This is a genomic window from Bacillus sp. ok061, from assembly GCF_900108285.1.
GTDB lineage: Bacteria > Bacillota > Bacilli > Bacillales > Bacillaceae_G > Bacillus_A > Bacillus_A thuringiensis_S.
In genome coordinates this window covers 191004-214917 of the sequence record NZ_FNUW01000004.1, presented here as the reverse complement: position 1 = coordinate 214917, position 23914 = coordinate 191004, and the positions used below count along the sequence as shown (strand labels likewise).

Genomic DNA, 23914 nt, shown 5'->3' with positions numbered 1-23914 from the left:
GCTTTCTCCTAAACAATATGAATGATGTTATAAATTTATGATTAGAGGTGTAAAATGATGTGGGATTTTCCGAAAAAGTCGTTAGGTTTAGTAGTTATTATTGGAACTTTACTTTTTCTTGTTTTTTGGAAAACGAACCAGAGTGTAGAACGAACGCCTACTACAATGAATGTGCAGGAGAAGGAGATAGAAAAAAAGGGTAAACCAAAAATATCGGATACAAAGGAACAGAAAAGAACAATTATAATTGATGTGAAAGGAGCGGTTAGTAAAGAAGGGGTATATGAAATGAAGGAAGGAGATCGCGTAAAGGATGCAGTTCAAAAGGCTGGTGGTTTTTTATCAGAAGTAGATATCAAAAAAGTGAATTTAGCACAAATTGTACAAGATCAAATGCTTCTTTATATACCGAGTAAAAATGAGTCAGAACAAGGGATGTTTACTTCTTCTAAGGAAGATGGCAAGATTCGAATAAATACAGCGGCGAAAGAGCAATTGGAAAAAATTACGGGGATTGGCTCTCGAAAGGCAGAAAGTATTTTGAAATATCGAGAAGAACATGGTCCGTTTCAGAAAATAGAAGACTTATTAGAGATTGATGGGATTGGTACGAAGTCTCTTGAAAAGATAAAAGATCAAATTATTATTCCGTAAAAGATTGACGAAGTTTTTCTTCTTTCGCTACACTACAAGTAGACAAAAAAGTAGGTGAAAAATATGGAACGAATTTCATGGGATCAATATTTTATGACGCAAAGCCATCTACTATCGTTACGTAGTACATGTACAAGGCTTGCGGTAGGAGCGACAATCGTTCGCGATAAACGAATTATTGCTGGTGGATATAATGGTTCGATTAAAGGTGGCGTACATTGTATAGATGATGGTTGTTACGTAATCGATAATCATTGTGTTCGGACAATTCATGCTGAAATGAATGCTTTATTACAATGTGCCAAGTTTGGTGCGAAAACAGAGGAAGCAGAAATTTACGTTACGCATTTCCCTTGTTTACAATGTTGTAAGGCAATTATTCAAAGTGGTATTACAGCGGTTTATTATGCGCAGGATTATAAAAATCATCCATACGCCATAGAGTTATTTGAACAAGCGAATGTAACAGTGAAGCACGTTCCGCTAGAATATGATATTGCTGCATTGGAGGAGCAAAAACGTTATACGGAGTTAAAAGAATTATTTGCGTCTTTAGAAAAAGATAGTTTATCAATGGAAGAATTACAGCATGTATTCACGAAAGCAAAAATGATGCTATAAGGAGTGAGTATAAGTTGCAGGAACAACGGAGGTATGTTGCAATCTCGTTTATAATAGGGATTGCAATTGCCTTTTCCTCGTCACTTTTATTGATGGTTTTTTGCCTCTTTTTAAATGTTTTCTTCTGTTTATATCGCACTTCGCGTAAAACCTTCGTTTTTTGCATTGTAGCGTGCTTTAGTAGCGCTATATACACTTCCTATATTCAAGGGTGGAATAAGTCTCTAGGAGAGTCCTATGGAGTTACAAGAGGGGTTGTACAAAATACACCGCTTGTTAATGGGGATCGCCTATCTTTTCAATTTGAAGATCACAATAAAAATATAGTGCAGTTAAGTTATAGAATAAAATCAGCCTTGGAAAAGGAAAAAATGCAACAATTATACGCAGGGATATCATGTGTATTCGAGGGTGAGAGGAAAGAACCACAAACAGCTCGGAATTTTCATGGTTTTAATTACCGTGATTATTTATACAAGCAACATATTCATTTCGCATTTGAGGCTACATATATTTCTGAATGCTATAAAACATCACTGTCGCTCATGCAACGGATTCTCCTTTTGAGGCAACAAGCAATCTCGAAAGTTACAGAAATGTTTCCAGAGCAATCAGGTGCTTTTATGAATGCGTTACTATTTGGTGATAGACAACAAATGACGTTTGAAGTGGAAGAGCAATATCAACAGTTTGGTCTTATACATTTGTTAGCAATTTCAGGTTCGCACATTGTATTGTTAATGGGGATAGTATATTTTATTTTGCTAAGAAGTGGTGCGACGAGGGAGGTAGCAACAATTTGCCTTATCGTCTGTATTCCTTTGTATATGGTTTTAGCAGGGGCGTCACCATCTGTTATAAGGGCTTCTATAGCAGGAGTGTTGATGTTGATTGCTTTTATGTGCTCGATTCGTTTATCTAGTTTAGATGCTTTAAGTGTAACAGCTATATGTATGCTTATATATGACCCTTATCTTGTTTTTAATATTGGATTTCAGTTTTCTTTTGTAGGTAGCTTCGCTTTACTTTTGTCTGCTCCGTTATTATTAGGGAGTAGCAACGGAGTAATCCGAAATTCTATTTATATTTCTATCATTTCACAGCTCGTTAGTACTCCGATTTTGTTATATCACTTTGGTTATTTTTCTCCATATAGCATTTTCCTCAATCTCTTATACGTTCCGTTTTTATCTATCATTGTATTACCATGTAGCATTATTATTTTACTGTGTATGCCAATTGTCCCGTTTCTCGCAAAAGGATTTGCGAATGTATTATCAATAGGCTTGAGTATGTCTAATGATTTTCTAAGTTATTGTGAAAGTTTACCATTTACCCAGCTTATTTTTGGGGAAACGCCCTTTAATCTTGTAGCTGTATATTGCGCGAGTATTGTCAGTATACTGATGGTTTGGGAAAGGAGAGCGCCGAAAAAAATGGTGTGTATAGTTGTAAGTGTATTTCTTTTTATTAGCACGTGTCATTATGTATATCCATATTTTAGAGGAAGCGGAAGTGTAACATTTATTGATGTTGGACAAGGTGATGCAATATTAATTCGCCTTCCGTATGATAAAGGGGTTTATCTTATTGATACAGGTGGAACGCTTCGTGTGAATAAGGAAGAATGGCAACAAAAAAAGCATGAATTTTCTGTTGGAAATGATGTTTTAATACCCTATTTACAAAAAGAAGGTATTAAAACAATTGATAAATTAATCATAACGCATGGAGATGCAGATCATATAGGTGCTGCGCAAGAATTATTATCATATATACCTGTAAAAGAAGTGGTATTTGGCCGAAAGGGAAAAGATGCAGTATTAGAAAAAGCAGTAAAGAAACAGGCATTAGAAAAGGAAATGAAAATAACTGAAGTGGGGGAAGGGGAGAGTTGGAGTGTAAATGAAGCTGAATTTTTCGTTTTAGCTCCAAAAGGAAAAGAAAAAAGTGAAAATAATGCTTCAATTGTAATATGGGCAAAATTTGGAGGGTTGACGTGGCTATTTACAGGCGATTTAGAAGAAGAAGGCGAGAAGTTTTTAGTATCTGCGTATCCAGATTTGCGAGTGGATGTTTTAAAAGTTGCTCATCATGGAAGTAATACGTCATCTATAGAGTCTTTTTTGAACGTTATACAGCCCCGTGTAGCGATTATATCTGTTGGTAAGCAGAATAGATATGGACACCCGCATAAAGAAGTGATAGAACGTTTGGAGAAGATGGGGAGTGCGATATGGCGCACGGACAAGCAAGGTGCTATTTCCTATGTTTTTAAAGGGGAAAATGGAACCTTTCAAAGTAAAATCACATATGATAAGACATATAATAGGTGAAAAAGAGAAGACTGCCATGAAGTGGCAGTCTTTAAGAACCGATAAATTTAATAACAGTTGCAATGATGAAAAGTGTTGCGAAAAAACCAAATGAGACGATAAATCCTACCCCTGAATCAATAGCGTCATTGCGTTTACTTTGAACGTTTTGTTCAAAATCATTCATTTAGAATCCCTCCCCAACATTCCACTTTAGTATAAAATATTGTCAGAAAAAAATCTACAATTTCAATATGAAGAGAAAATGAGCTTTTTGCAACTTTTAGATTATGAAGTAACGTGAGTTTTTTGTTTCCAAGCATGTTAACAGTTGGCACTTATACTCGAATTTTTATTGTGAATAATAAAGGGAAGGTGATTACCGCACACCAATAAGAAACCCGGGGCTTATTGCGTGGCGTTTAATATAAATAAAGGAACGGGTTATAAAGCCTGTTCCTTTGTACTTGTAAAACAAAAGCTAGGGCATTAGTATAAATATATATTGCCAAGTTAGGGAGTAGGAAAAAGTATGAGTGATATACATAAAAAAATTAAAAAGAAACAGTTTGCTCCGTTATATTTACTATATGGGACGGAAGCTTTTTTTATAAATGAAACGATAAAGCTTATTACGACAGAAGCACTTGAAGAAGAAGATCGAGAGTTTAATGTTGTGACATACGATTTGGAAGAAGCGTATTTAGAAGATGTGGTTGAGGATGCGCGTACGCTTCCTTTCTTTGGAGAGCGGAAAGTACTGTTAATAAAATCACCGCTATTTTTGACTTCGCAAAAAGAAAAGTTAGAGCAAAATATAAAAATTTTAGAAGAATACATTGGTGAACCTTCTCCATTTTCTATTCTTGTTTTTGTTGCGCCTTACGAAAAACTTGATGAGCGAAAAAAAATTACAAAACTATTAAAGAAAACAGCGGATGTAGTAGAAGCAAATGCGATGCAAGTGCAGGATGTTCAGAAGTGGATTGTTGCTCGTGCAGATGAAGTGCATGTGCATATTGATAATGCGGCTGTTAGTTTGTTGTTAGAGCTGGTGGGAAGTAATGTAACGATGTTGGCGAAGGAAATGGACAAGTTAACGTTATACGTTGGTATGGGCGGAGAGATTACAACGCAACTTGTTGCAGAGCTTGTGCCAAAATCAGTTGAGCAAAATGTATTTGCTTTGACAGAAAAAGTGGTGAAAAAAGATATTGCAGGTGCGATGCAAATTTTGGATGGATTATTTACGCAGCAGGAAGAACCGATTAAATTGCTTGCATTATTAGTGAGTCAATTCCGTTTGTTGTATCAAGTGAAAGAGTTACAGCAACGTGGTTATGGGCAAAATCAAATTGCATCTCATATTGGTGTACATCCGTATCGTGTAAAATTGGCAATGAATCAAACGAAATTTTTCTCTTTTGAAGAATTAAAAAAAGTGATTATAGAATTAGCGGAAGCTGATTATAGTATGAAGACGGGAAAGATGGATAAGAAACTTGTGCTCGAGTTTTTCTTAATGCGATTAAATCATATGTGATGACACAAAAAAAGTTCATGTACTTAGTGCATGAACTTTTTTGTATATAAAAAAACGACCCAAATGGATCGTTTTTTAAACGCCTTACGCGTTTACTTGTTTCGCTAAGCGAGATTTTTGACGAGATGCAGCGTTTTGGTGGATAAGACCTTTACGAGCTGCTTTGTCAAGTTTTTTAGAAGCAGTTTTGAAAGCTTCTTTAGCATTTTCAAGATCGTTATTAGTAACTAAAGCTTCTACAGTTTTAACAGCAGAACGCATGTCAGACTTGATAGAAGCGTTATGTGCACGACGCTCTTCGCTAAGTTTAGCGCGTTTGATAGCAGATTTGATGTTTGCCATACTTTTCACCTCCCTGGTGCAATCGAATGACTCGATTCTTACATAGAACAAGTGATATTCTATCAAACGGTGAAGAGAATTGCAATAGTATATCCATGAAATTTCACGTAAAGGAAAGAATGACCTTATATAACTTTGGGAAATCTAACGATATTTACTATGAATTACGGAGGAGATACGATGAAAGAACCATTGGATTTAAGTAAATATAGCGTTAGAACTGACCTTGCTGTAGAAGCTCATCAAATGTTGCAAGAAAGCCAAGAAGAACAAAAAGGGATACAGGGGGTAATTGTAAAAGAGAGGGAAGAAGAAGGTACTATAATTACAAAAGTAACAATTGATGAAGCTGCCTCTGAAGCGATGGGTAAAAAACCTGGAAATTATTTAACGCTTGAAGTACAAGGTATACGTCAGCAAGATACAGAACTTCAACAAAAAGTGGAGCGTATTTTCGCAAAAGAATTTTCTTATTTTTTAGAAGAGGTTGGTGTTACAAAAGAAGCGAGCTGTTTAATTGTAGGCCTTGGGAATTGGAATGTAACACCGGATGCTCTTGGGCCAATAGTTGTAGAAAATGTATTAGTAACGAGACATTTGTTTCAATTGCAGCCTGAAAGTGTAGAAGAAGGGTTTAGACCTGTTAGTGCAATCCGGCCGGGGGTAATGGGGATTACAGGCATCGAAACGAGCGATGTTATTTATGGGATTATTGAGAAGACAAATCCAGACTTTGTAATTGCGATTGACGCATTAGCTGCCCGTTCTATTGAACGAGTAAATAGCACGATACAAATTTCTGATACTGGAATCCATCCTGGATCAGGGGTTGGGAATAAACGTAAGGAACTAAGTAAAGAGACATTAGGTATCCCTGTTATCGCAATTGGTGTTCCGACTGTGGTCGATGCCGTTTCGATTACAAGTGATACGATTGATTATATTTTGAAACATTTTGGTCGAGAGATGAAAGAAGGAAACAAACCTTCACGATCTTTGTTACCAGCGGGATTTTCATTTGGAGAAAAGAAAAAATTAACAGAAGAAGATATGCCAGATGAAAAGAGCCGAAATATGTTTTTAGGTGCTGTTGGTACGTTAGAAGAAGAAGAAAAAAGAAGGCTCATTTATGAAGTGCTATCGCCTCTTGGTCATAACTTAATGGTGACCCCAAAAGAAGTAGATACTTTTATTGAGGATATGGCGAATGTAATAGCGAGTGGTTTAAATGCAGCGCTGCATCATCAAATTGATCAAGATAATACGGGAGCGTATACACATTGAGGGAGAAAGATGATAATAGTTTGAGTCGTTTTGCGCTTTTGTGTATATGTAGTGTAGCTTTATGTTTACTTATGATGATAGCAGGAGTGTCACTTGCTAATCATGGTTTGAAAAGTATGAAAGGTTATCGGCAATTGTCGTATGAACAAATAGCTCATATGACAGGGACAGAGAGTACAGGTGCTGAATCAGAAATTTTGGGTAGTTCGTTTTCAGCTTCAGAAAAACAACAACAATTAGAACGTTTAAGAAGTTTTAATGTTGTAGAAGGAATTGGGATGGCGGTAGCAAGTGTAGCTTATGAAATGACGAAGTTCGGAACGGATATAGTTGTTGGGAAAATAAAGGGGATTTTTAGCTAAGAGTAACATGGGAGGCGGTTGTTTTACTGATTTGTAAGACAACCGTTTTAAAATTTGAAAAGGGTTTGTCTCTTATGGTTTATTCGCATAAGATATAGATAGAATGATTTGTATCGTAAGCAGCACGAGTTTTCATTGAATCTTTGTTGCTCTATTGATATAATCAGTGCTAGTGTATATTGGCGAGACTATTAGGAGTTGAGAACATAGATGAACAAAGAAGAAAGAGCAAAAAGACAGTCCAAAATTCGTAATTTCTCTATTATTGCTCATATTGATCACGGAAAATCAACGTTAGCAGACCGTATTTTAGAGAAAACAAATGCGTTAACACAACGCGAAATGAAAGCTCAGTTGCTTGACTCTATGGATTTAGAGCGTGAGCGTGGTATTACAATCAAATTAAACGCAGTACAATTAAACTATAAAGCAAAAGATGGTGAAGAGTATATTCTTCATTTAATTGATACACCAGGACACGTCGACTTTACGTACGAAGTATCTCGTAGTTTAGCGGCTTGTGAAGGCGCGATTCTTGTAGTAGATGCAGCGCAAGGTATTGAAGCGCAAACGTTAGCGAACGTATACTTAGCGCTTGATAACAACTTAGAAATTTTACCAGTTATCAATAAAATCGACTTACCAAGTGCGGATCCAGAACGTGTACGTCAAGAGGTAGAAGATGTAATTGGTTTAGATGCATCAGAAGCGGTACTTGCTTCTGCGAAAGCTGGAATTGGTATTGAAGAAATTTTAGAACAAATTGTTGAAAAAGTACCAGCTCCGGCAGGTGATTCAGAAGAGCCGTTACAATGTATGATTTTTGACTCTTTATATGATCCGTACCGTGGTGTAATTGCTTATATCCGTGTTGTAAATGGAACGGTAAAAGTTGGCGATAAAGTACGTATGATGGCAACGGGTAAAGAATTTGAAGTAACAGAAGTAGGTGTATTTACACCGAAAACTACGCAACGTGACGAGTTAACAGTAGGTGATGTAGGTTTCTTAGCAGCATCTATTAAAAATGTAGGTGATACACGTGTAGGTGATACGATTACACATGCGAAACGTCCAGCTGCAGAGGCGTTACCAGGTTACCGTAAATTAAACCCGATGGTATTCTGTGGGCTGTATCCAATTGATTCTGCTCGTTATAACGATTTACGTGATGCGTTAGAAAAATTAGAGTTAAACGATTCTGCTCTTGAGTTTGAGCCAGAAACATCTCAAGCGTTAGGGTTTGGTTTCCGTTGTGGATTCTTAGGACTTCTTCACATGGAAATCATTCAAGAACGTATTGAACGTGAATTTAAGATTGACTTAATTACAACAGCGCCAAGCGTTATTTATAAGGTTTATTTAACAAACGGTGAAGATGTTATTGTTGATAATCCATCTAATATGCCAGACCCACAGTCTATCGATCGTGTAGAAGAGCCGTTTGTGAAGGCTTCAATTATGGTTCCGAATGACTATGTTGGAGCTGTAATGGAAATTTGCCAAGGTAAACGTGGAACGTTTATTGATATGCAATATTTAGATGAAACGCGTGTTACATTAACATATGAAATCCCGTTATCAGAAATCGTATATGACTTCTTCGATCAATTGAAATCAAATACGAAAGGGTATGCATCATTTGACTACGAGTTAATTGGTTATAAACCATCTAAACTTGTGAAAATGGATATTCTTTTAAATAATGAACAAGTGGATGCTTTATCATTTATCGTACACCGTGATTCAGCGTATGACCGTGGTAAAGTAATTGTAGAGAAATTAAAAGAATTAATTCCGAGACAACAGTTCGAAGTGCCAATTCAGGCGACTATCGGAAATAAAGTTGTAGCACGTTCTACAATTAAGGCGATGCGTAAAAACGTACTTGCAAAATGTTACGGCGGTGACATTTCTCGTAAGCGTAAACTTCTTGATAAGCAAAAAGAAGGTAAAAAACGTATGAAGTCTGTTGGTTCTGTAGAAGTGCCGCAAGAGGCATTCATGGCTGTACTGAAAATGGATGACAACTAATATTTGAAATAAAAAAGAAGTCGTTTGTGCGGCTTCTTTTTTCTGTATAATTACTTTTTAGACATCTGAGCAGCTCTCATTTACAATAATGAGAGAGCTTTTTAGTTCATATAGAGTTAGGAGATTGTTAATGTCCGAAAATATTCGAAAAGATATTCAAGATAAAATACAAAATGGCAATTTTAATTGTGAAAAGGAATTGACGCTTTCTATTATTAGTGGAAAGTGGAAAGTTGTGATACTGTGGCATCTTGGTGTGGAAGGGCCTCATCGTTTTAGTGAATTACAACGGTTATTCCCAAGCATTTCTCATAAAGTTTTGTCGAACCAATTAAAAGAGTTAATGGAAGATGGGATTGTTGATCGAACAGTATATCCCGAAATTCCTCCTCGTGTTGAGTATTATATGACGGAACTAGGCATGTCGCTTTTACCGATCGTTGAAATGATGTATGATTGGGGAAAAATGCGAATGGAACAAATTCGTAATACGTTAGAGAAGTAGAGAATCCTCCGGAGTGCGGAGGTTTTCTTTTTAGAAAGGTAGGAGTTATATTTGGTACAAGCTGCATATATTCATATTCCGTTTTGTCAGCACATTTGTCACTATTGTGATTTTAATAAAGTGTTTATTGAACGCCAACCGGTTGATCAATATTTAGATTATTTAGAGAAGGAAATAATAAATACGGTTCAAAAAGTTCCGTTTGATAGTATGAAAACGATTTTTGTGGGCGGTGGAACTCCGACAGCGTTAAATATGGAACAGACAAAAAAATTACTCGAGATTATTAATCGTCATTTGCGTCCGTTTGCTCCGAATTGTGAATTGACATTTGAAGCGAATCCAGGAGATCTACCGAAAGAGAAGTTGAATGTACTAATAGAAGGTGGAGTGAATCGAATTAGTTTTGGTGTGCAAACGTTCCGTGATGAACTGCTTGAGAAAATCGGGCGCAAGCATACGAGGGAAGATGCATTCCTAGCGATTCGAGAAGCTCAGGAAGTAGGCTTTAAAAATATTAATGTAGATATTATTTATGCTTTGCCAGGACAAACGATAGAAGATGTGAAGGAAACATTAGATATTGCTTTTACGCTTGGTGTACAACATTTCTCGGCATATTCATTAATTGTGGAACCTAAAACAGTGTTTTATAACTTAATGAATAAAGGGAAATTGCGTCTTCCGGGTGAAGACCATGAAGCGAAAATGTATGAAATGGTAATGGATGAAATGGAGAAACACGGTTATAACCAGTATGAAATTAGTAATTTCTCAAAAGGTGACAATAAAAGTAGACATAATCTCACATACTGGAATAATGAAGAGTATTATGGCTTTGGAGCTGGAGCTCATAGTTATGTGAATGGGGAACGTATTCAAAATGTAGGTCCGCTGAAGCAATATTTTAATAAAATTGATGAAACAGGATTTCCGTATTTAAATGTTCACGTGGTGACGGAGAAAGAAAAGATGGAAGAAGAGTTGTTCTTAGGACTTCGAAAAACAAAAGGTGTATCTAAAATAGCGTTTCAAAAGAAATTTAATATGGAGATGGATCAAGTTTTCGCGAAGCAGTTACAAAACAACCAAGAACAAGGATTGCTTGAAGAGAGCGATGGAGGTGGATATGTACGTTTAACGCGAAAAGGAAAATTATTAGGGAATGAAGTATTCCAATCATTTTTAATTGACTAATTAAATGTTCCATTAACGTGAAAAAATTTCATTATTTCGTGACGTTTCCGTTGACAATTGAATGTCAATTTTGGTAAGTTATTAATAGATTTAGCACTCGAAGAGAAAGAGTGCTAACAGAGGTGATGATGAGATGCTTACGGAACGTCAGCTCTTAATTTTACAAACAATTATTGATGACTTTATTGGATCAGCGCAACCTGTTGGGTCTAGGACGTTGGCTAAGAAAGATGAAATTACGTTTAGTTCAGCTACTATTCGAAATGAAATGGCTGATTTAGAGGAGCTAGGATTTATTGAGAAAACGCATAGTTCTTCTGGACGTGTTCCTTCTGAGAAAGGATACCGATTTTATGTAGACCATCTTTTAGCGCCGCAAAACTTACCGAACGATGAAATTGTACAAATTAAAGATTTATTTGCTGAAAGAATTTTTGAAGCAGAAAAGATTGCACAGCAATCGGCTCAAATTTTATCAGAGCTTACAAATTATACGGCCATTGTTCTCGGACCGAAGTTAAGCACAAATAAACTTAAAAACGTACAAATTGTGCCGCTTGATCGTCAAACTGCAGTCGCTATTATTGTAACGGATACAGGGCATGTACAAAGCAAAACGATTACCGTTCCGGAATCTGTTGATTTATCAGATTTAGAAAAAATGGTTAATATTTTAAATGAAAAGCTATCAGGCGTACCAATGGCAGAACTGCATAACAAAATCTTTAAAGAGATTGTTACAGTTTTACGTGGGTATGTTCATAATTACGATAGTGCAATAAGAATGTTAGATGGTACATTTCAAGTTCCTTTATCGGAAAAGATATACTTTGGAGGAAAAGCAAATATGCTTTCGCAACCAGAGTTCCATGACATTCACAAAGTAAGGTCCTTATTGACGATGATCGATAATGAAGCCGAGTTTTATGACATTTTGCGTCATAAACAAGTAGGTATTCAAGTGAAAATTGGTAGGGAAAACTCTGCGACGGCTATGGAGGATTGCAGTTTAATTTCTGCAACATATTCGATTGGAGAAGAACAGCTTGGAACAATTGCTATTTTAGGTCCGACAAGAATGCAATACTCTCGGGTAATTAGTTTGTTACAGTTATTTACGAGACAATTTACAGATGGACTTAAAAAGTAAATGAGAGTAATACATTCGCTCAAGTGATGAAATTTTCATTGCTGTGTGTAATATATAATCTTAGGTAATCATGCTATACATGATACCTAATACCTTTTAAGGAGGTGAATATTGTGGAAGAGCGTAACGAACAAGTGGTAGAAGAAGTAAAAGAAGCGCAAGTTGAAGAAGCTGTCACGCCAGAAAACAGTGAAGAAACTGTAGAAGAAAAAAGTGAGGCTGCTCTTTTACAAGAAAAAGTAGATGAGTTACAAGCGAAACTAACGGAAACGGAAGGTCGCACATTACGTCTACAAGCTGATTTTGAAAATTATAAGCGCCGCGTCCAAATGGATAAACAGGCTGCTGAAAAATATAGAGCACAAAGTCTAGTTTCAGACATTTTGCCAGCTCTTGATAATTTTGAAAGAGCGATGCAAGTGGAAGCAACTGATGAGCAAACGAAATCCTTATTACAAGGTATGGAAATGGTGCATCGTCAATTGTTAGAAGCGTTGACTAAAGAAGGTGTGGAAGTGATTGGAGCTGTTGGTAAACAGTTTGATCCTAATGAACACCAAGCTATTATGCAAGTGGAAGACAGTGAATTTGAATCAAACGCGGTTGTGGAAGAATTCCAAAAAGGTTATAAACTAAAAGATCGTGTAATTCGCCCATCAATGGTAAAAGTAAATCAATAATTTACATAAAAGTAGGAGGATTAGCCATGAGTAAAATTATCGGTATTGACTTAGGTACAACAAACTCTTGTGTAGCTGTTATGGAAGGTGGAGAACCAAAGGTTATCCCAAATCCAGAAGGAAACCGTACAACACCTTCTGTTGTAGCTTTCAAAAATGAAGAACGTCAAGTTGGGGAAGTTGCAAAGCGTCAAGCAATTACAAACCCAAATACAATCATGTCTGTTAAACGTCATATGGGTACAGACTACAAAGTAGAAGTTGAAGGTAAAGATTACACACCTCAAGAAATTTCTGCAATCATTTTACAAAACTTAAAAGCTTCTGCTGAAGCATACTTAGGTGAAACAGTAACGAAAGCTGTTATTACAGTACCTGCATACTTCAACGATGCAGAGCGTCAAGCAACGAAAGATGCTGGTCGTATCGCTGGTTTAGAAGTTGAGCGTATCATTAACGAGCCAACAGCAGCAGCACTTGCTTACGGTTTAGAAAAACAAGATGAAGAACAAAAAATCTTAGTGTATGACTTAGGTGGCGGTACATTTGACGTATCTATCCTTGAGTTAGCAGACGGCACATTCGAAGTTATTTCAACTGCTGGTGACAACCGTCTTGGTGGCGATGACTTTGACCAAGTTATCATCGATCACTTAGTAGCTGAGTTCAAAAAAGAAAATAACATTGATTTAAGCCAAGATAAAATGGCGCTTCAACGCTTGAAAGATGCAGCTGAAAAAGCGAAAAAAGATCTTTCTGGTGTAACACAAACTCAAATTTCATTACCATTCATTAGTGCTGGAGCTGCTGGTCCATTACACTTAGAATTAACGTTAACAAGAGCGAAATTCGAAGAGCTTTCAGCAGGTCTTGTTGAAAGAACATTAGAGCCAACTCGTCGTGCATTAAAAGACGCTGGTTTTGCTCCAAGCGAATTAGATAAAGTTATTCTTGTTGGTGGATCTACTCGTATCCCAGCTGTACAAGAAGCTATTAAACGTGAAACTGGTAAAGAGCCATATAAAGGTGTAAACCCTGATGAAGTTGTAGCATTAGGTGCTGCAGTTCAAGGTGGCGTACTTACTGGTGATGTAGAAGGCGTTCTATTATTAGACGTAACTCCACTTTCTTTAGGTATTGAAACTATGGGTGGCGTGTTCACGAAATTAATCGAGCGTAACACTACAATTCCAACAAGTAAGTCACAAGTATTCTCGACAGCTGCTGATAATCAACCAGCAGTAGACATTCACGTATTACAAGGTGAGCGTCCAATGTCAGCTGACAACAAAACGTTAGGTCGTTTCCAATTAACTGACCTTCCACCAGCACCACGTGGTATTCCGCAAATCGAAGTAACATTCGATATTGATGCGAACGGTATCGTTAACGTACGTGCGAAAGACTTAGGAACAAGCAAAGAGCAAGCTATTACAATCCAATCTTCTTCAGGTCTTTCTGATGAAGAAGTAGAACGTATGGTACAAGAAGCGGAAGCAAATGCTGACGCTGACCAAAAACGTAAGGAAGAAGTTGAACTTCGTAACGAAGCTGACCAACTTGTATTCCAAACAGACAAAGTTGTAAAAGATTTAGAAGGTAAAGTAGATGCAGCTGAAGTTGCAAAAGCAACAGAAGCGAAAGAAGCATTACAAGCTGCAATTGAGAAAAACGAGCTTGAAGAAATTCGTGCGAAAAAAGATGCTTTACAAGAAATCGTACAACAATTAACTGTTAAATTATACGAGCAAGCTCAAGCAGCTGCTGGCAAAGCGGAAGGTGCGCAAGGTGCACAAGACGCTGGCGCAAAGAAAGACAATGTAGTTGACGCTGAGTTTGAAGAAGTAAAAGAAGACAAGTAATTCAACTGTAAACATAATAAGTAAGATGACAAAAAGTCAAAGTCAAGCGTGCCTTGACTTTGGCTTTTTTCACGAATGAGAAGCGATGTGTGAGGATCTTAAGTTTTTCGCTTTGCATACTGTAAGTGAGGAAACTTTGTTGCAAAGCACTTTCTTTCGGTGTTAAAATTACGTTTATGTGAAAGATTCGGGGGTTGTAAATTTATGAGTAAACGAGACTATTATGAGGTCCTTGGACTTAGCAAGGGCGCTTCAACAGATGAAATTAAAAAAGCGTATCGTCGTTTGGCTAAAAAATACCATCCAGACGTAAGCAAAGAAGAAAATGCAATTGAAAAGTTTAAAGAAGTACAAGAAGCATACGAAGTGTTAAGTGATGATCAAAAGCGTGCACAGTACGATCAATTTGGTCATGCTGGTGCAAATCAAGGATTCGGTGGATTTGGCGGCGGAGGAGACTTCGGCGGTGGCTTCGGTTTTGAAGATATATTTAGTTCTTTCTTTGGCGGTGGCGGCGGTAGACGTCGTGATCCAAATGCTCCGCGCCAAGGTGCTGACTTACAATATCAAGTCACTTTAGATTTTGAAGAAGCTATTTTTGGTAAGGAATTAAATGTAGAAATTCCAGTAGAAGATCCATGTGATACTTGTAAAGGTAGTGGAGCAAAACCAGGAACTTCAAAAGAAACATGTAAACATTGTTCAGGATCAGGTCAAGTGAGTGTAGAACAAAATACACCGTTTGGTCGTATTGTGAACCGTCAAGCTTGTGGTCATTGTTCAGGAACTGGGCAAATGATTAAAGAAAAATGTACGACATGTCACGGTTCAGGTAAAGTTCGTAAACGTAAAAAAATCAATGTTAAAATTCCAGCAGGTATCGATAATGGTCAACAAATTCGTGTGTCTGGAAAAGGTGAAGCTGGCGTAAACGGTGGACCAGCAGGAGACTTATATGTTGTCGTTCATGTAAGAAATCATGAATTCTTCGAGCGTGAAGGAGATCATATTATTTGTGAAATGCCATTAACATTTGCACAAATGGCACTTGGTGATGAAGTAGAAGTTCCTACTGTTCATGGTAAAGTGAAGCTGAAAATTCCAGCAGGAACACAAACAGGAACAGAATTCCGCCTAAAAGGAAAAGGTGCTCCGAACGTACGTGGATACGGTCAAGGAGATCAATATGTAGTCGTTCGCGTTGTTGTACCGACGAAATTAACTTCACAGCAAAAAGATTTATTACGTGAATTTGCAGGACAAGAAGAGCAGGATGATAGTTTATTCGGAAAGCTTAAACGTGCTTTCAAAGGGGAATAATGGAAATAAAAAATGGAGTTGGTAAATTGTGAAATGGTCAGAAATTAGTATTCATACAACAGAAGAAGCAGTAGAAGCTGTCTCTCATATTTTACATGAAGCTGGTGCTAGCGGAGTTGCAATTGAGGATCCAGCGGAGTTAACGAAAGAGCGCGAGCAACAATATGGTGAAATTTATGCATTGAACCCAGATGAATATCCGGCGGAAGGTGTATTAATAAAAGCGTATTTCCCGCAAACGGATTCTTTACATGAAACGATTGCAGGTGTAAAATCATCTATTGATGTGCTTCCATCTTACGACATCGAAATTGGTACTGGAAATATTACCGTTAACGAAGTCAATGAAGAAGATTGGGCTACTGCTTGGAAAAAATATTACCATCCAGTACAAATTTCTGATACATTCACAATCGTACCGACTTGGGAAGAATATACACCATCTTCTCCTGATGAAAAAATCATTGAATTAGACCCGGGTATGGCATTTGGTACAGGAACTCATCCAACAACAACGATGTGTATCCGTGCTTTAGAAAAAACAGTACAGCCAGGTGACACTATTATTGATGTAGGAACAGGTTCTGGTGTACTTAGTATTGCGGCTGCAAAATTAGGTGCGTCTTCTGTTCAAGCATATGATTTAGATCCGGTTGCGGTTGAAAGTGCAGAAATGAATGTACGTTTAAATAAAACAGATGATATCGTGTCTGTTGGACAAAATAGTCTTTTAGAAGGTATTGAAGGTCCTGTTGATTTAATCGTAGCTAACTTATTAGCAGAGATTATTCTATTATTCCCTGAAGATGCAGCAAGAGTTGTGAAGTCAGGTGGATTATTTATTACATCGGGCATTATTGCTGCGAAGGAAAAAGTAATTTCTGAGGCGTTAGAACAAGCTGGATTTACAATTGAAGAAGTGTTACGAATGGAAGATTGGGTAGCAATTATTGCACGAAATGCGTAATATAGATTTTAGTCTATAATGAAAAGGGGAGTCTCTCACTATAAGGTGAGGGACTTGCCGTTTGTTATATGAAAAATGATAACGTTTCGTTCTTTTCGTAAGTGTTGACTTACGAAAGGAACGAAACTCTACTAAGGTGATTATATGCAACGTTATTTTGTAGAAGAGAAATATGTAAATGAGACAAGTATTCGCATTGTAGGTGATGACGTACATCATATCGCAAGAGTGATGCGTATGTCAGCTGGTGATCATATTTATTGCTGTGTAAACGGAAAAACAGCAGTATGTTCAATTGATGAAATTACCAGTGAATTTATTAATACGGCTATTGTAGAATGGGTAGAGGCGTCAAGTGAACTTCCTGTTTTCGTGACGATTGCAAGTGGACTGCCAAAAGGAGACAAGCTAGAGTTAATTTTTCAAAAAGGAACTGAGCTTGGGGCAGCTGCATTCTTACCATTTCAAGCATCTCGCTCTATCGTAAAATGGGATGCGAAAAAAGCTGATAAAAAAGTTGAGCGTTTAAGAAAAATTGTGAAAGAAGCTGCGGAACAATCGCATAGAAGTGAAATTCCAGAAGTACATGCTCCGGCATCATTTAAGCAATTGCTTTCAATGAGTGGTGAGTATGATGTTTGTCTTGTTGCTTACGAAGAGGAAGCAAAACAAGGCGAGAAATCTAATTTTGCGAAAGCTTTAACGACAATGAAACCAGATCAAAAGCTATTGATTGTATTTGGCCCAGAAGGCGGTTTAGCTGAGGAAGAGATTACAGCGCTTCGTGAACATAAATTTGTACCATGTAGTTTAGGACCAAGAATTTTAAGAACAGAAACGGCGCCGTTATACGCGTTAAGTGCTGCTTCGTATCATTTTGAATTGATGGGGTGATGATCAATGTCAACTGTTGCGTTCCATACGTTAGGTTGTAAAGTAAACCATTATGAAACAGAAGCCATTTGGCAATTGTTTAAACAAGGTGGTTATGAAAGAACAGAATATGAAAAGAAAGCTGATGTATATGTTATTAACACATGTACAGTAACGAATACTGGGGACAAAAAAAGCCGTCAAGTAATTAGACGTGCTGTGCGTCAAAATCCAGATGCAGTTATTTGCGTAACGGGATGTTATGCACAAACATCTCCAGCTGAAATTATGGCGATTCCAGGTGTAGATATTGTAGTTGGTACACAGGATCGTGAAAAGATGTTAGGTTACATCGAAGAATTCCGTAAAGAGCGTCAACCAATTAATGCTGTCCGTAATATTATGAAAACACGTGTGTACGAAGAACTTGATGTACCTTATTTCACGGATCGTACACGTGCGTCTTTAAAAATACAAGAGGGTTGCAATAACTTCTGTACATTCTGTATCATTCCTTGGGCGCGTGGTTTAATGCGTTCTCGTGATGGAAAAGAAGTTATTAAACAAGCACAACAATTAGTGGATGCAGGCTATAAAGAAATCGTATTAACGGGTATTCATACAGGTGGATACGGCGAAGACATAAAAGATTATAACTTAGCTGGATTACTTCGTGATATGGAAGCGGAAGTAGGCGGATTAAAACGTCTTCGTATTTCTTCTATTGAAGCGAGTCAAATTTCAGATGAAGTAATTGAAGTGTTAGATAAATCTGAAGTAGTTGTACGCCACTTGCATATTCCGTTGCAATCTGGTTCTAATACTGTATTAAAACGTATGCGTCGTAAATATACGATGGAGTTCTTCCAAGAGCGTTTAGATCGTTTGAAAGAAGCGTTACCAGGCCTTGCGATTACATCTGACGTAATCGTTGGTTTCCCAGGTGAAACAGAAGAAGAATTCATGGAAACATACAATTTTATTAAAGAGAACCGCTTCTCTGAATTGCATGTGTTCCCTTACTCAAAACGTACAGGAACACCTGCAGCACGCATGGAAGATCAAGTTCCTGAAGATGTGAAGAACGATCGTGTTCATCGTTTAATTGAGCTATCTAATCAATTAGCGAAAGAGTACGCATCAGCGTTTGAAGGTGAAGTGCTTGAAATCATTCCGGAAGAGCAATTTAAAGAGGGCGACCGTGAAGGGTTATATGTAGGTTATACAGATAACTACTTGAAAATTGTATTTGAAGGATCAGAAGAATTAATTGGTAAGCTAGTGAAAGTAAAAATTACGAAATCTGGTTATCCATATAACGAAGCGCAATTTGTTCGTGTTCTTGAAGATGATGTGAAAAAAGAATCAGCAAGCGCATAAAAAGAGCGTGCAACCGGAAACGGTTTGCATGCTTTCTTTATTTGAAGCGGTTAAGTACTAGAAGGTGGGAAGGCGTTTCGTGCATCCCTGTATGAAAAAAGATGAAACGATAAAAATATAGTTGTCTTCATCAGTGAAGGATACTAGCTATTTGCTTAACTTTTGAAAAGGAAATGCTTCTATTCTTCTTTTATTCTGCCAAATAGTTGACCTGAAGTGATAAAATGTATTATAATCGTAAAAGACATGCTGAAGAAGTGTTTCTTTTTGCATGCTGAAGTTAGTATGTAAGTGTGATGTTTCGGAGGGAGGGAAAGAGAATGTCAAAAACAGTCGTTCGTAAAAACGAGTCTTTGGAGGATGCACTTCGCCGTTTTAAAAGATCGGTTTCTAAAACTGGTACACTTGCTGAAGCAAGAAAGCGCGAGTTTTATGAAAAACCAAGTGTAAAACGTAAGAAGAAATCTGAAGCGGCAAGAAAGCGTAAATTCTAAGAGAGGGTGTAAGTTATGAGTCTTCTCGGTCGTTTAAACGATGATATGAAACAAGCGATGAAGAATAAACAAAAAGAAAAATTAACCGTTATTCGTATGGTTAAGGCTGCTTTACAAAATGAAGGTATTAAACTGCAACATACTCTTACTGAAGAAGAGGAAGTAACAGTTTTAGCTCGTGAAGTAAAACAGTATAAGGACTCCCTCCTTGAATTTAAAAAAGCTGGTCGTGAAGACCTTGTTAATAAACTGCAAAGTGAAATTCAGATTTTAAGCGCATATTTGCCAGAGCAATTAACTGAAGAAGAACTAGTTGATGTAATCAAGCAAGTTATTTCTGAAGTTGGTGCGACTTCTAAAGCAGATATGGGTAAGGTGATGACTGCTGTTATGCCGAAAGTAAAAGGTAAAACAGACGGATCGCTTGTGAATAAGTTGGTTATCCAGCTATTAGCATAAAAAAACGTCTCATTTCGTATGAGACGTTTTTTTATTGTTCTTATTAAGGAGAAACGCTATATTACTTAAAAACGTTTCTGTAAGTGATAGAAACGCCTCTGGTATGTAAAAAAGGTAACAGCCTTAGTTGTAATTAATCCCACCGTAAAAAAAGCTTTTTCGTTTTCTTAATTTCTGTGACTAACTCCTCAATGCTTTCTGTTCCTTGTTCCACTATATCTGGACAAAATTCATACATTTCTTGCGCGAAAGATTGCATTTCTTCGTCTGTAGGTAACACGCTAAAAATGGCATCAACCCAGTCATGATCTGCACCGATCATGATAAAAGGATAGCGGTCATTCCATTTTCTTAGTTTAAAAATAACATCTATATTGCTAACTTCGTAATTAACACCATTTGTTTGTTGGATTGTAAGGATATCAAATTGGCCATTTCCTTGTATAATTGCAATTCTACACTTACTCTTACTTCCTTGACTAAAACTTCTTTCGCAAATAAAAGCTAAGTATCCAAGCTTCTGAACCTCAGATTGAAGTTTTATAACTTGCTGTTCAGCATAATCCTCAAAGGTAACGAAAGAGACTCCAGCTATTTTAGATTTTGAATCAGTTACATAAAAGGGTTGGATGCTGCTGTCAGTAACTTGTTTTATAACATTCAAAATTTCTTGACTAAATCCAATTTCCTTTCGTATTTCCTCGCTTATTAATTCATTTTTTTGTTTTTTAATGAATCCTAATATTTTTTTGAAATTCATATAACAACCACTTATAAAATATTCTTACTTACAATGCGAAATTTAGAGTGGAGCAATTTCCTTTTTCGGATTTTATCTCATTTGTCTAATGAATGACAACTACTTATTCTATGGTCATTATGTCAAGCCCAGAACAAATTGTAACAGGGTTTTTTTAGTATCCAACTGCTCGCTAGGCTCAATTTCTTCATGCAACTTGTACTGATATCCCTTAGGGGTGCATATTCTTGTATTAATACTTCTATTAATAAGGATCACATCCTCTGATCCATCATTGTCCCGATAAATATGATTTCATATAGCGACTGTTTTATTAACATGATATGAACTCTTACAGAATATAGTTATGTTAGTGAAGTCGTTATAACACGATAGGCACTTGTGAAGAAATACATATATGGGATGAGAGGGGGGTCTTTCGAGATGAAGAAATTAGAACAAATGAAAAATTGGTTAACAAAACAAGTAGACCTACCAGTGGATGTATTAATGGATCTACCTCGGATTACTCTTGTTGGGCAAATACATATTTATATAGAAAATCATCGGGGACTATTAGTGTTTTCAGATAAAGAAGTGCGATTGCTTTTAAAACACGGTCAATTACTAATTAAAGGACAATCCTTTGTTATTAAAACGATTCTTCCAGAAGAGCTTTTGCTCGAAGGGATAATTGAGCAAGTAACATTTTTAGAAAATGAAAAAAAAGGTGATTGAAGTGAAACTTCCATTTGTGAAGTTTTTCTTCTTTATCCTGTAAAAGTTTCGTTGATAGAGATCGATTACAGTTTTACTTTGTTTCATTTTAGTACGAGCTATTTTAATGCTTCAAATAAAAAGTAGTATATCTACTTTTAGAAAGGTAGTGAAGGTGGTAAATGAAAAATAAATGGTTTATAAAGTGGCTTGGATATGTAAAAGTGCGAATTGAAGGTAGAGGAGCGGAACGGTTTGTTAATGAATGTGTACGGAGGAATTTATTAGTTTGGGATGTTAAGAAGATAGCTGATGAAACGTTAGTTTTTTGTATGTTGTTACGCGATGTGAAAAAAATAAAACCAATTTATAGAAAAAATGAATGTAAATTATATTTTATTGGACGGTATGGTTTTCCTTTTTGGAATAAGCGTTTAATTAAAAACAGTGGATTTTTAATTGGGTTTTTAATTTTCTTTTTTGGCGTGATTGTAATGTCCAATATGGTTTGGAAAATTGAAATTACAGGAGCAAAACCTGAAACAGAATATATATTGATGAAAGAATTGGATAAAATGGGTATTAAAAAAGGAAAACTACAGTTTCAAATGCCGAATGTAGAAGATGTACAACGCCATTTGACAGATAATATTAATGCCATTACTTGGGCGGGATTAGAAGTAAGAGGAACGACGTATCATTTTAAAATTGTTGAAAAAAACGAACCGAAAAAAGAAAAGGAACAAAGGCCGCAAAATTTAGTAGCAAAAAAAGAAGCGATTATTACAAAAACGTTTGTAGAAGTTGGAAAGCCGGTTGTACTGAAAAATGATCATGTGGAAAAAGGGCAGATTCTCGTATCAGGAATATATGGTAATGAGGAAAGTCCGACGATTGTTTCAGCGAAAGGTATTGTGTATGGCGAAACGTGGTATACATCTAAGGTGGATGTCCCGTTAAAGACGCAATTCCAAGTGTATACTGGTAATGTATACAATGAACATTTTCTTAAATTTGGGGATACGAAAATAAAAATATGGGGATTTCAACATGATAAGTATAAACGCTCTCGTACTGAAAGTGTAAAGCATGATGTGAAATTATTTGGTTTTACACTGCCGATTGCATATGAAAAAGATGTTGTGAGAGAAGAGGAAGAAGCGAACCGAGAATATACAGAAAAGCAAGCGCTGAAAGTAGCGAAAGAGATGGCCGAAAAAGAACTAAAGAAAAAATTGGATGAACATGCTATGATTGTAAGTGATAAGATTTTGAGCAAAGAGGTTGAGGCGGATCAACTAAAAGTCACATTACATTATACTGTGATTGAAAATATTGCAGAGCCACAACCAATATCCGAATCCGATATTCAAGGAGACTGAGTAATGGCAGAACAATTAGTAGAAATGAACCAACAATTGGAAAATACTAACGAAGCAATCGCTCTTTTTGGAGTCAATGATGCGCATTTAAAAGTAATTGAACGAGAACTGAATGTATCGATCGTAACTAGAGGAGAAACTGTTCATGTATCTGGGGCAGTTGAAACGGTGACACTCGTAGAAAAAATCTTACAGCAATTACTTGTTGTAATTCGTAAAAGTATATCAATTTCAGAGAGAGATGTTGCGTATGCAATTCAGCTCGCACAACAAGGGAAAGTTGCTCAATTTGAAGAGTTATATGAAGAAGAAATTTTCAAGACTGCAAAAGGCAAATCCATTCGTGTAAAAACAATGGGGCAAAGACGATATATTCATGCAATGAAGAAGAATGATATTGTCTTTGGGATAGGGCCTGCAGGAACTGGAAAAACATACTTAGCTGTAGTAATGGCTGTGAGAGCTTTAAAACAAGGATATGTAAAGAAAATCATTCTAACAAGACCTGCTGTAGAAGCTGGAGAAAATTTAGGTTTTTTACCAGGGGATTTGAAAGAGAAGGTAGATCCATACTTACGCCCATTATATGATGCCTTACATGATATTCTTGGACAAGAATATACGCAGCGTATGATGGAGCGAGGAGTAATTGAAATCGCGCCGCTTGCTTATATGAGGGGGCGTACGCTTGATGATTCATTTGTTATTTTAGATGAGGCTCAAAATACAACGGGTGCTCAAATAAAAATGTTTTTAACAAGATTAGGTTTTAGTTCTAAAATGGTTATTACAGGGGACCCTTCACAAGTAGACTTGCCAAAAGGGGTAAAATCAGGGCTATCTATAGCTGCTAATATTTTATCTGGTGTATCAGGTCTGTCATTTATTACATTAGAACAAACGGACGTTGTCAGACATCCATTGGTGCAACGTATTATTGAGGCATATGATAAAATGGAATGATCCTATTTGTCAGGATCATTTCTTTTTGTATGATAAGGTTGGCGAACGTCATATTTTTTACTATCATGAAA

General features: G+C 36.7%; 24 protein-coding genes. 21 read left to right on the top strand and 3 right to left on the bottom strand.

Going from position 1 to position 23914, the window contains the following annotated elements:
* Positions 1–54 precede the first annotated feature (54 nt).
* The 3 genes from C4S65_RS08060 to C4S65_RS08050 all read left to right on the top strand — a co-directional run bounded on the left by C4S65_RS08060 (position 55) and on the right by C4S65_RS08050 (position 3611).
* A complete protein-coding gene (locus tag C4S65_RS08060) occupies positions 55–654 on the top strand; it encodes a helix-hairpin-helix domain-containing protein (RefSeq protein ID WP_000989920.1) in 600 nt (199 codons plus the stop codon).
* A 63-nt stretch (positions 655–717) separates the two neighbouring features.
* Complete coding sequence (locus C4S65_RS08055; protein WP_000439775.1) at positions 718–1275, top strand: ComE operon protein 2; 558 nt, start codon at positions 718–720, stop codon at positions 1273–1275.
* Between the two features lie 14 nt (positions 1276–1289).
* Positions 1290–3611: a DNA internalization-related competence protein ComEC/Rec2 gene (locus C4S65_RS08050; protein WP_103945180.1), complete on the top strand. Its 2322-nt coding sequence runs from the start codon at positions 1290–1292 to the stop codon at positions 3609–3611.
* A 31-nt stretch (positions 3612–3642) separates the two neighbouring features.
* Here C4S65_RS08050 and C4S65_RS08045 read toward each other — a convergent pair whose 3' ends face one another.
* Positions 3643–3777, bottom strand: a complete 135-nt coding sequence (locus C4S65_RS08045; protein WP_000997609.1) for a YqzM family protein — start codon at positions 3775–3777, stop codon at positions 3643–3645.
* A 345-nt stretch (positions 3778–4122) separates the two neighbouring features.
* Here C4S65_RS08045 and holA point away from each other — a divergent pair, with 345 nt between their 5' ends.
* Complete coding sequence (holA, locus tag C4S65_RS08040) at positions 4123–5133, top strand: DNA polymerase III subunit delta (protein WP_001279925.1); 1011 nt, start codon at positions 4123–4125, stop codon at positions 5131–5133.
* A gap of 84 nt (positions 5134–5217) precedes the next feature.
* Here the strand turns inward: holA and rpsT are convergent, their stop codons facing one another.
* Entirely contained in the window at positions 5218–5475 is a 258-nt protein-coding gene (rpsT, locus tag C4S65_RS08035; RefSeq protein WP_001274012.1) for a 30S ribosomal protein S20, read from the bottom strand.
* 180 nt (positions 5476–5655) lie between these two features.
* On the opposite strand from rpsT, the gene gpr reads away from it, so the two are divergent.
* The 14 genes from gpr (at position 5656) to C4S65_RS07960 (ending at position 20042) form a co-directional block, all read left to right on the top strand.
* On the top strand, positions 5656–6759 hold the full coding sequence (gene gpr, locus C4S65_RS08030; protein WP_000662645.1) for a GPR endopeptidase: 1104 nt from the start codon (positions 5656–5658) through the stop codon (positions 6757–6759).
* Positions 6756–7121, top strand: coding sequence for a YqxA family protein (locus C4S65_RS08025; protein ID WP_001207094.1), 366 nt, complete (start codon positions 6756–6758; stop codon positions 7119–7121). The genes gpr and C4S65_RS08025 overlap by 4 nt, the downstream gene beginning before the upstream one ends.
* Positions 7122–7331: 210 nt before the next feature.
* Positions 7332–9155 carry an elongation factor 4 gene (gene lepA / locus C4S65_RS08020; RefSeq protein ID WP_001030948.1) on the top strand — a complete coding sequence of 608 codons (1824 nt, stop codon included), beginning with the start codon at positions 7332–7334 and terminating at the stop codon, positions 9153–9155.
* Positions 9156–9285: 130 nt separating this feature from the next.
* On the top strand, positions 9286–9660 hold the full coding sequence (locus tag C4S65_RS08015) for a helix-turn-helix domain-containing protein (protein ID WP_001293539.1): 375 nt from the start codon (positions 9286–9288) through the stop codon (positions 9658–9660).
* 51 nt (positions 9661–9711) lie between these two features.
* Complete coding sequence (hemW, locus tag C4S65_RS08010) at positions 9712–10857, top strand: radical SAM family heme chaperone HemW (RefSeq protein ID WP_098838510.1); 1146 nt, start codon at positions 9712–9714, stop codon at positions 10855–10857.
* Positions 10858–10990: 133 nt separating this feature from the next.
* Positions 10991–12007 (top strand): heat-inducible transcriptional repressor HrcA, encoded by a 1017-nt coding sequence (gene hrcA, locus C4S65_RS08005; RefSeq protein WP_000954948.1) that lies wholly within the window; start codon positions 10991–10993, stop codon positions 12005–12007.
* Between the two features lie 113 nt (positions 12008–12120).
* Positions 12121–12687 carry a nucleotide exchange factor GrpE gene (grpE, locus tag C4S65_RS08000; RefSeq protein WP_000392712.1) on the top strand — a complete coding sequence of 189 codons (567 nt, stop codon included), beginning with the start codon at positions 12121–12123 and terminating at the stop codon, positions 12685–12687.
* Between the two features lie 26 nt (positions 12688–12713).
* The gene (dnaK, locus tag C4S65_RS07995) at positions 12714–14549 is read left to right on the top strand and encodes a chaperone protein DnaK (RefSeq protein WP_103945179.1); all 1836 of its coding nucleotides are present in this window, start codon (positions 12714–12716) and stop codon (positions 14547–14549) included.
* 204 nt (positions 14550–14753) lie between these two features.
* Complete coding sequence (dnaJ, locus tag C4S65_RS07990; protein ID WP_000043950.1) at positions 14754–15869, top strand: chaperone protein DnaJ; 1116 nt, start codon at positions 14754–14756, stop codon at positions 15867–15869.
* A 28-nt stretch (positions 15870–15897) separates the two neighbouring features.
* Positions 15898–16836 carry a 50S ribosomal protein L11 methyltransferase gene (prmA, locus tag C4S65_RS07985; protein WP_000872103.1) on the top strand — a complete coding sequence of 313 codons (939 nt, stop codon included), beginning with the start codon at positions 15898–15900 and terminating at the stop codon, positions 16834–16836.
* A gap of 144 nt (positions 16837–16980) precedes the next feature.
* Positions 16981–17730 (top strand): 16S rRNA (uracil(1498)-N(3))-methyltransferase, encoded by a 750-nt coding sequence (locus tag C4S65_RS07980; protein WP_001190158.1) that lies wholly within the window; start codon positions 16981–16983, stop codon positions 17728–17730.
* A 6-nt stretch (positions 17731–17736) separates the two neighbouring features.
* Positions 17737–19089, top strand: a complete 1353-nt coding sequence (gene mtaB / locus C4S65_RS07975) for a tRNA (N(6)-L-threonylcarbamoyladenosine(37)-C(2))-methylthiotransferase MtaB (protein WP_000108681.1) — start codon at positions 17737–17739, stop codon at positions 19087–19089.
* Between the two features lie 320 nt (positions 19090–19409).
* Positions 19410–19583: a 30S ribosomal protein S21 gene (gene rpsU, locus C4S65_RS07965; protein ID WP_000048061.1), complete on the top strand. Its 174-nt coding sequence runs from the start codon at positions 19410–19412 to the stop codon at positions 19581–19583.
* 15 nt (positions 19584–19598) lie between these two features.
* Positions 19599–20042: a GatB/YqeY domain-containing protein gene (locus tag C4S65_RS07960; protein WP_000054582.1), complete on the top strand. Its 444-nt coding sequence runs from the start codon at positions 19599–19601 to the stop codon at positions 20040–20042.
* Positions 20043–20175: 133 nt separating this feature from the next.
* On the opposite strand, the gene C4S65_RS07955 is transcribed toward C4S65_RS07960, so the two are convergent.
* Positions 20176–20802, bottom strand: a complete 627-nt coding sequence (locus tag C4S65_RS07955) for a DUF4253 domain-containing protein (protein ID WP_001009614.1) — start codon at positions 20800–20802, stop codon at positions 20176–20178.
* A gap of 423 nt (positions 20803–21225) precedes the next feature.
* On the opposite strand from C4S65_RS07955, the gene yqfC reads away from it, so the two are divergent.
* The 3 genes from yqfC (at position 21226) to C4S65_RS07940 (ending at position 23843) form a co-directional block, all read left to right on the top strand.
* Positions 21226–21519 (top strand): sporulation protein YqfC, encoded by a 294-nt coding sequence (gene yqfC / locus C4S65_RS07950; protein WP_000732269.1) that lies wholly within the window; start codon positions 21226–21228, stop codon positions 21517–21519.
* A gap of 161 nt (positions 21520–21680) precedes the next feature.
* Positions 21681–22880, top strand: coding sequence for a sporulation protein YqfD (gene yqfD, locus C4S65_RS07945; RefSeq protein ID WP_061666286.1), 1200 nt, complete (start codon positions 21681–21683; stop codon positions 22878–22880).
* Between the two features lie 3 nt (positions 22881–22883).
* Positions 22884–23843, top strand: coding sequence for a PhoH family protein (locus C4S65_RS07940; RefSeq protein WP_000840522.1), 960 nt, complete (start codon positions 22884–22886; stop codon positions 23841–23843).
* Positions 23844–23914: the final 71 nt, after the last annotated feature.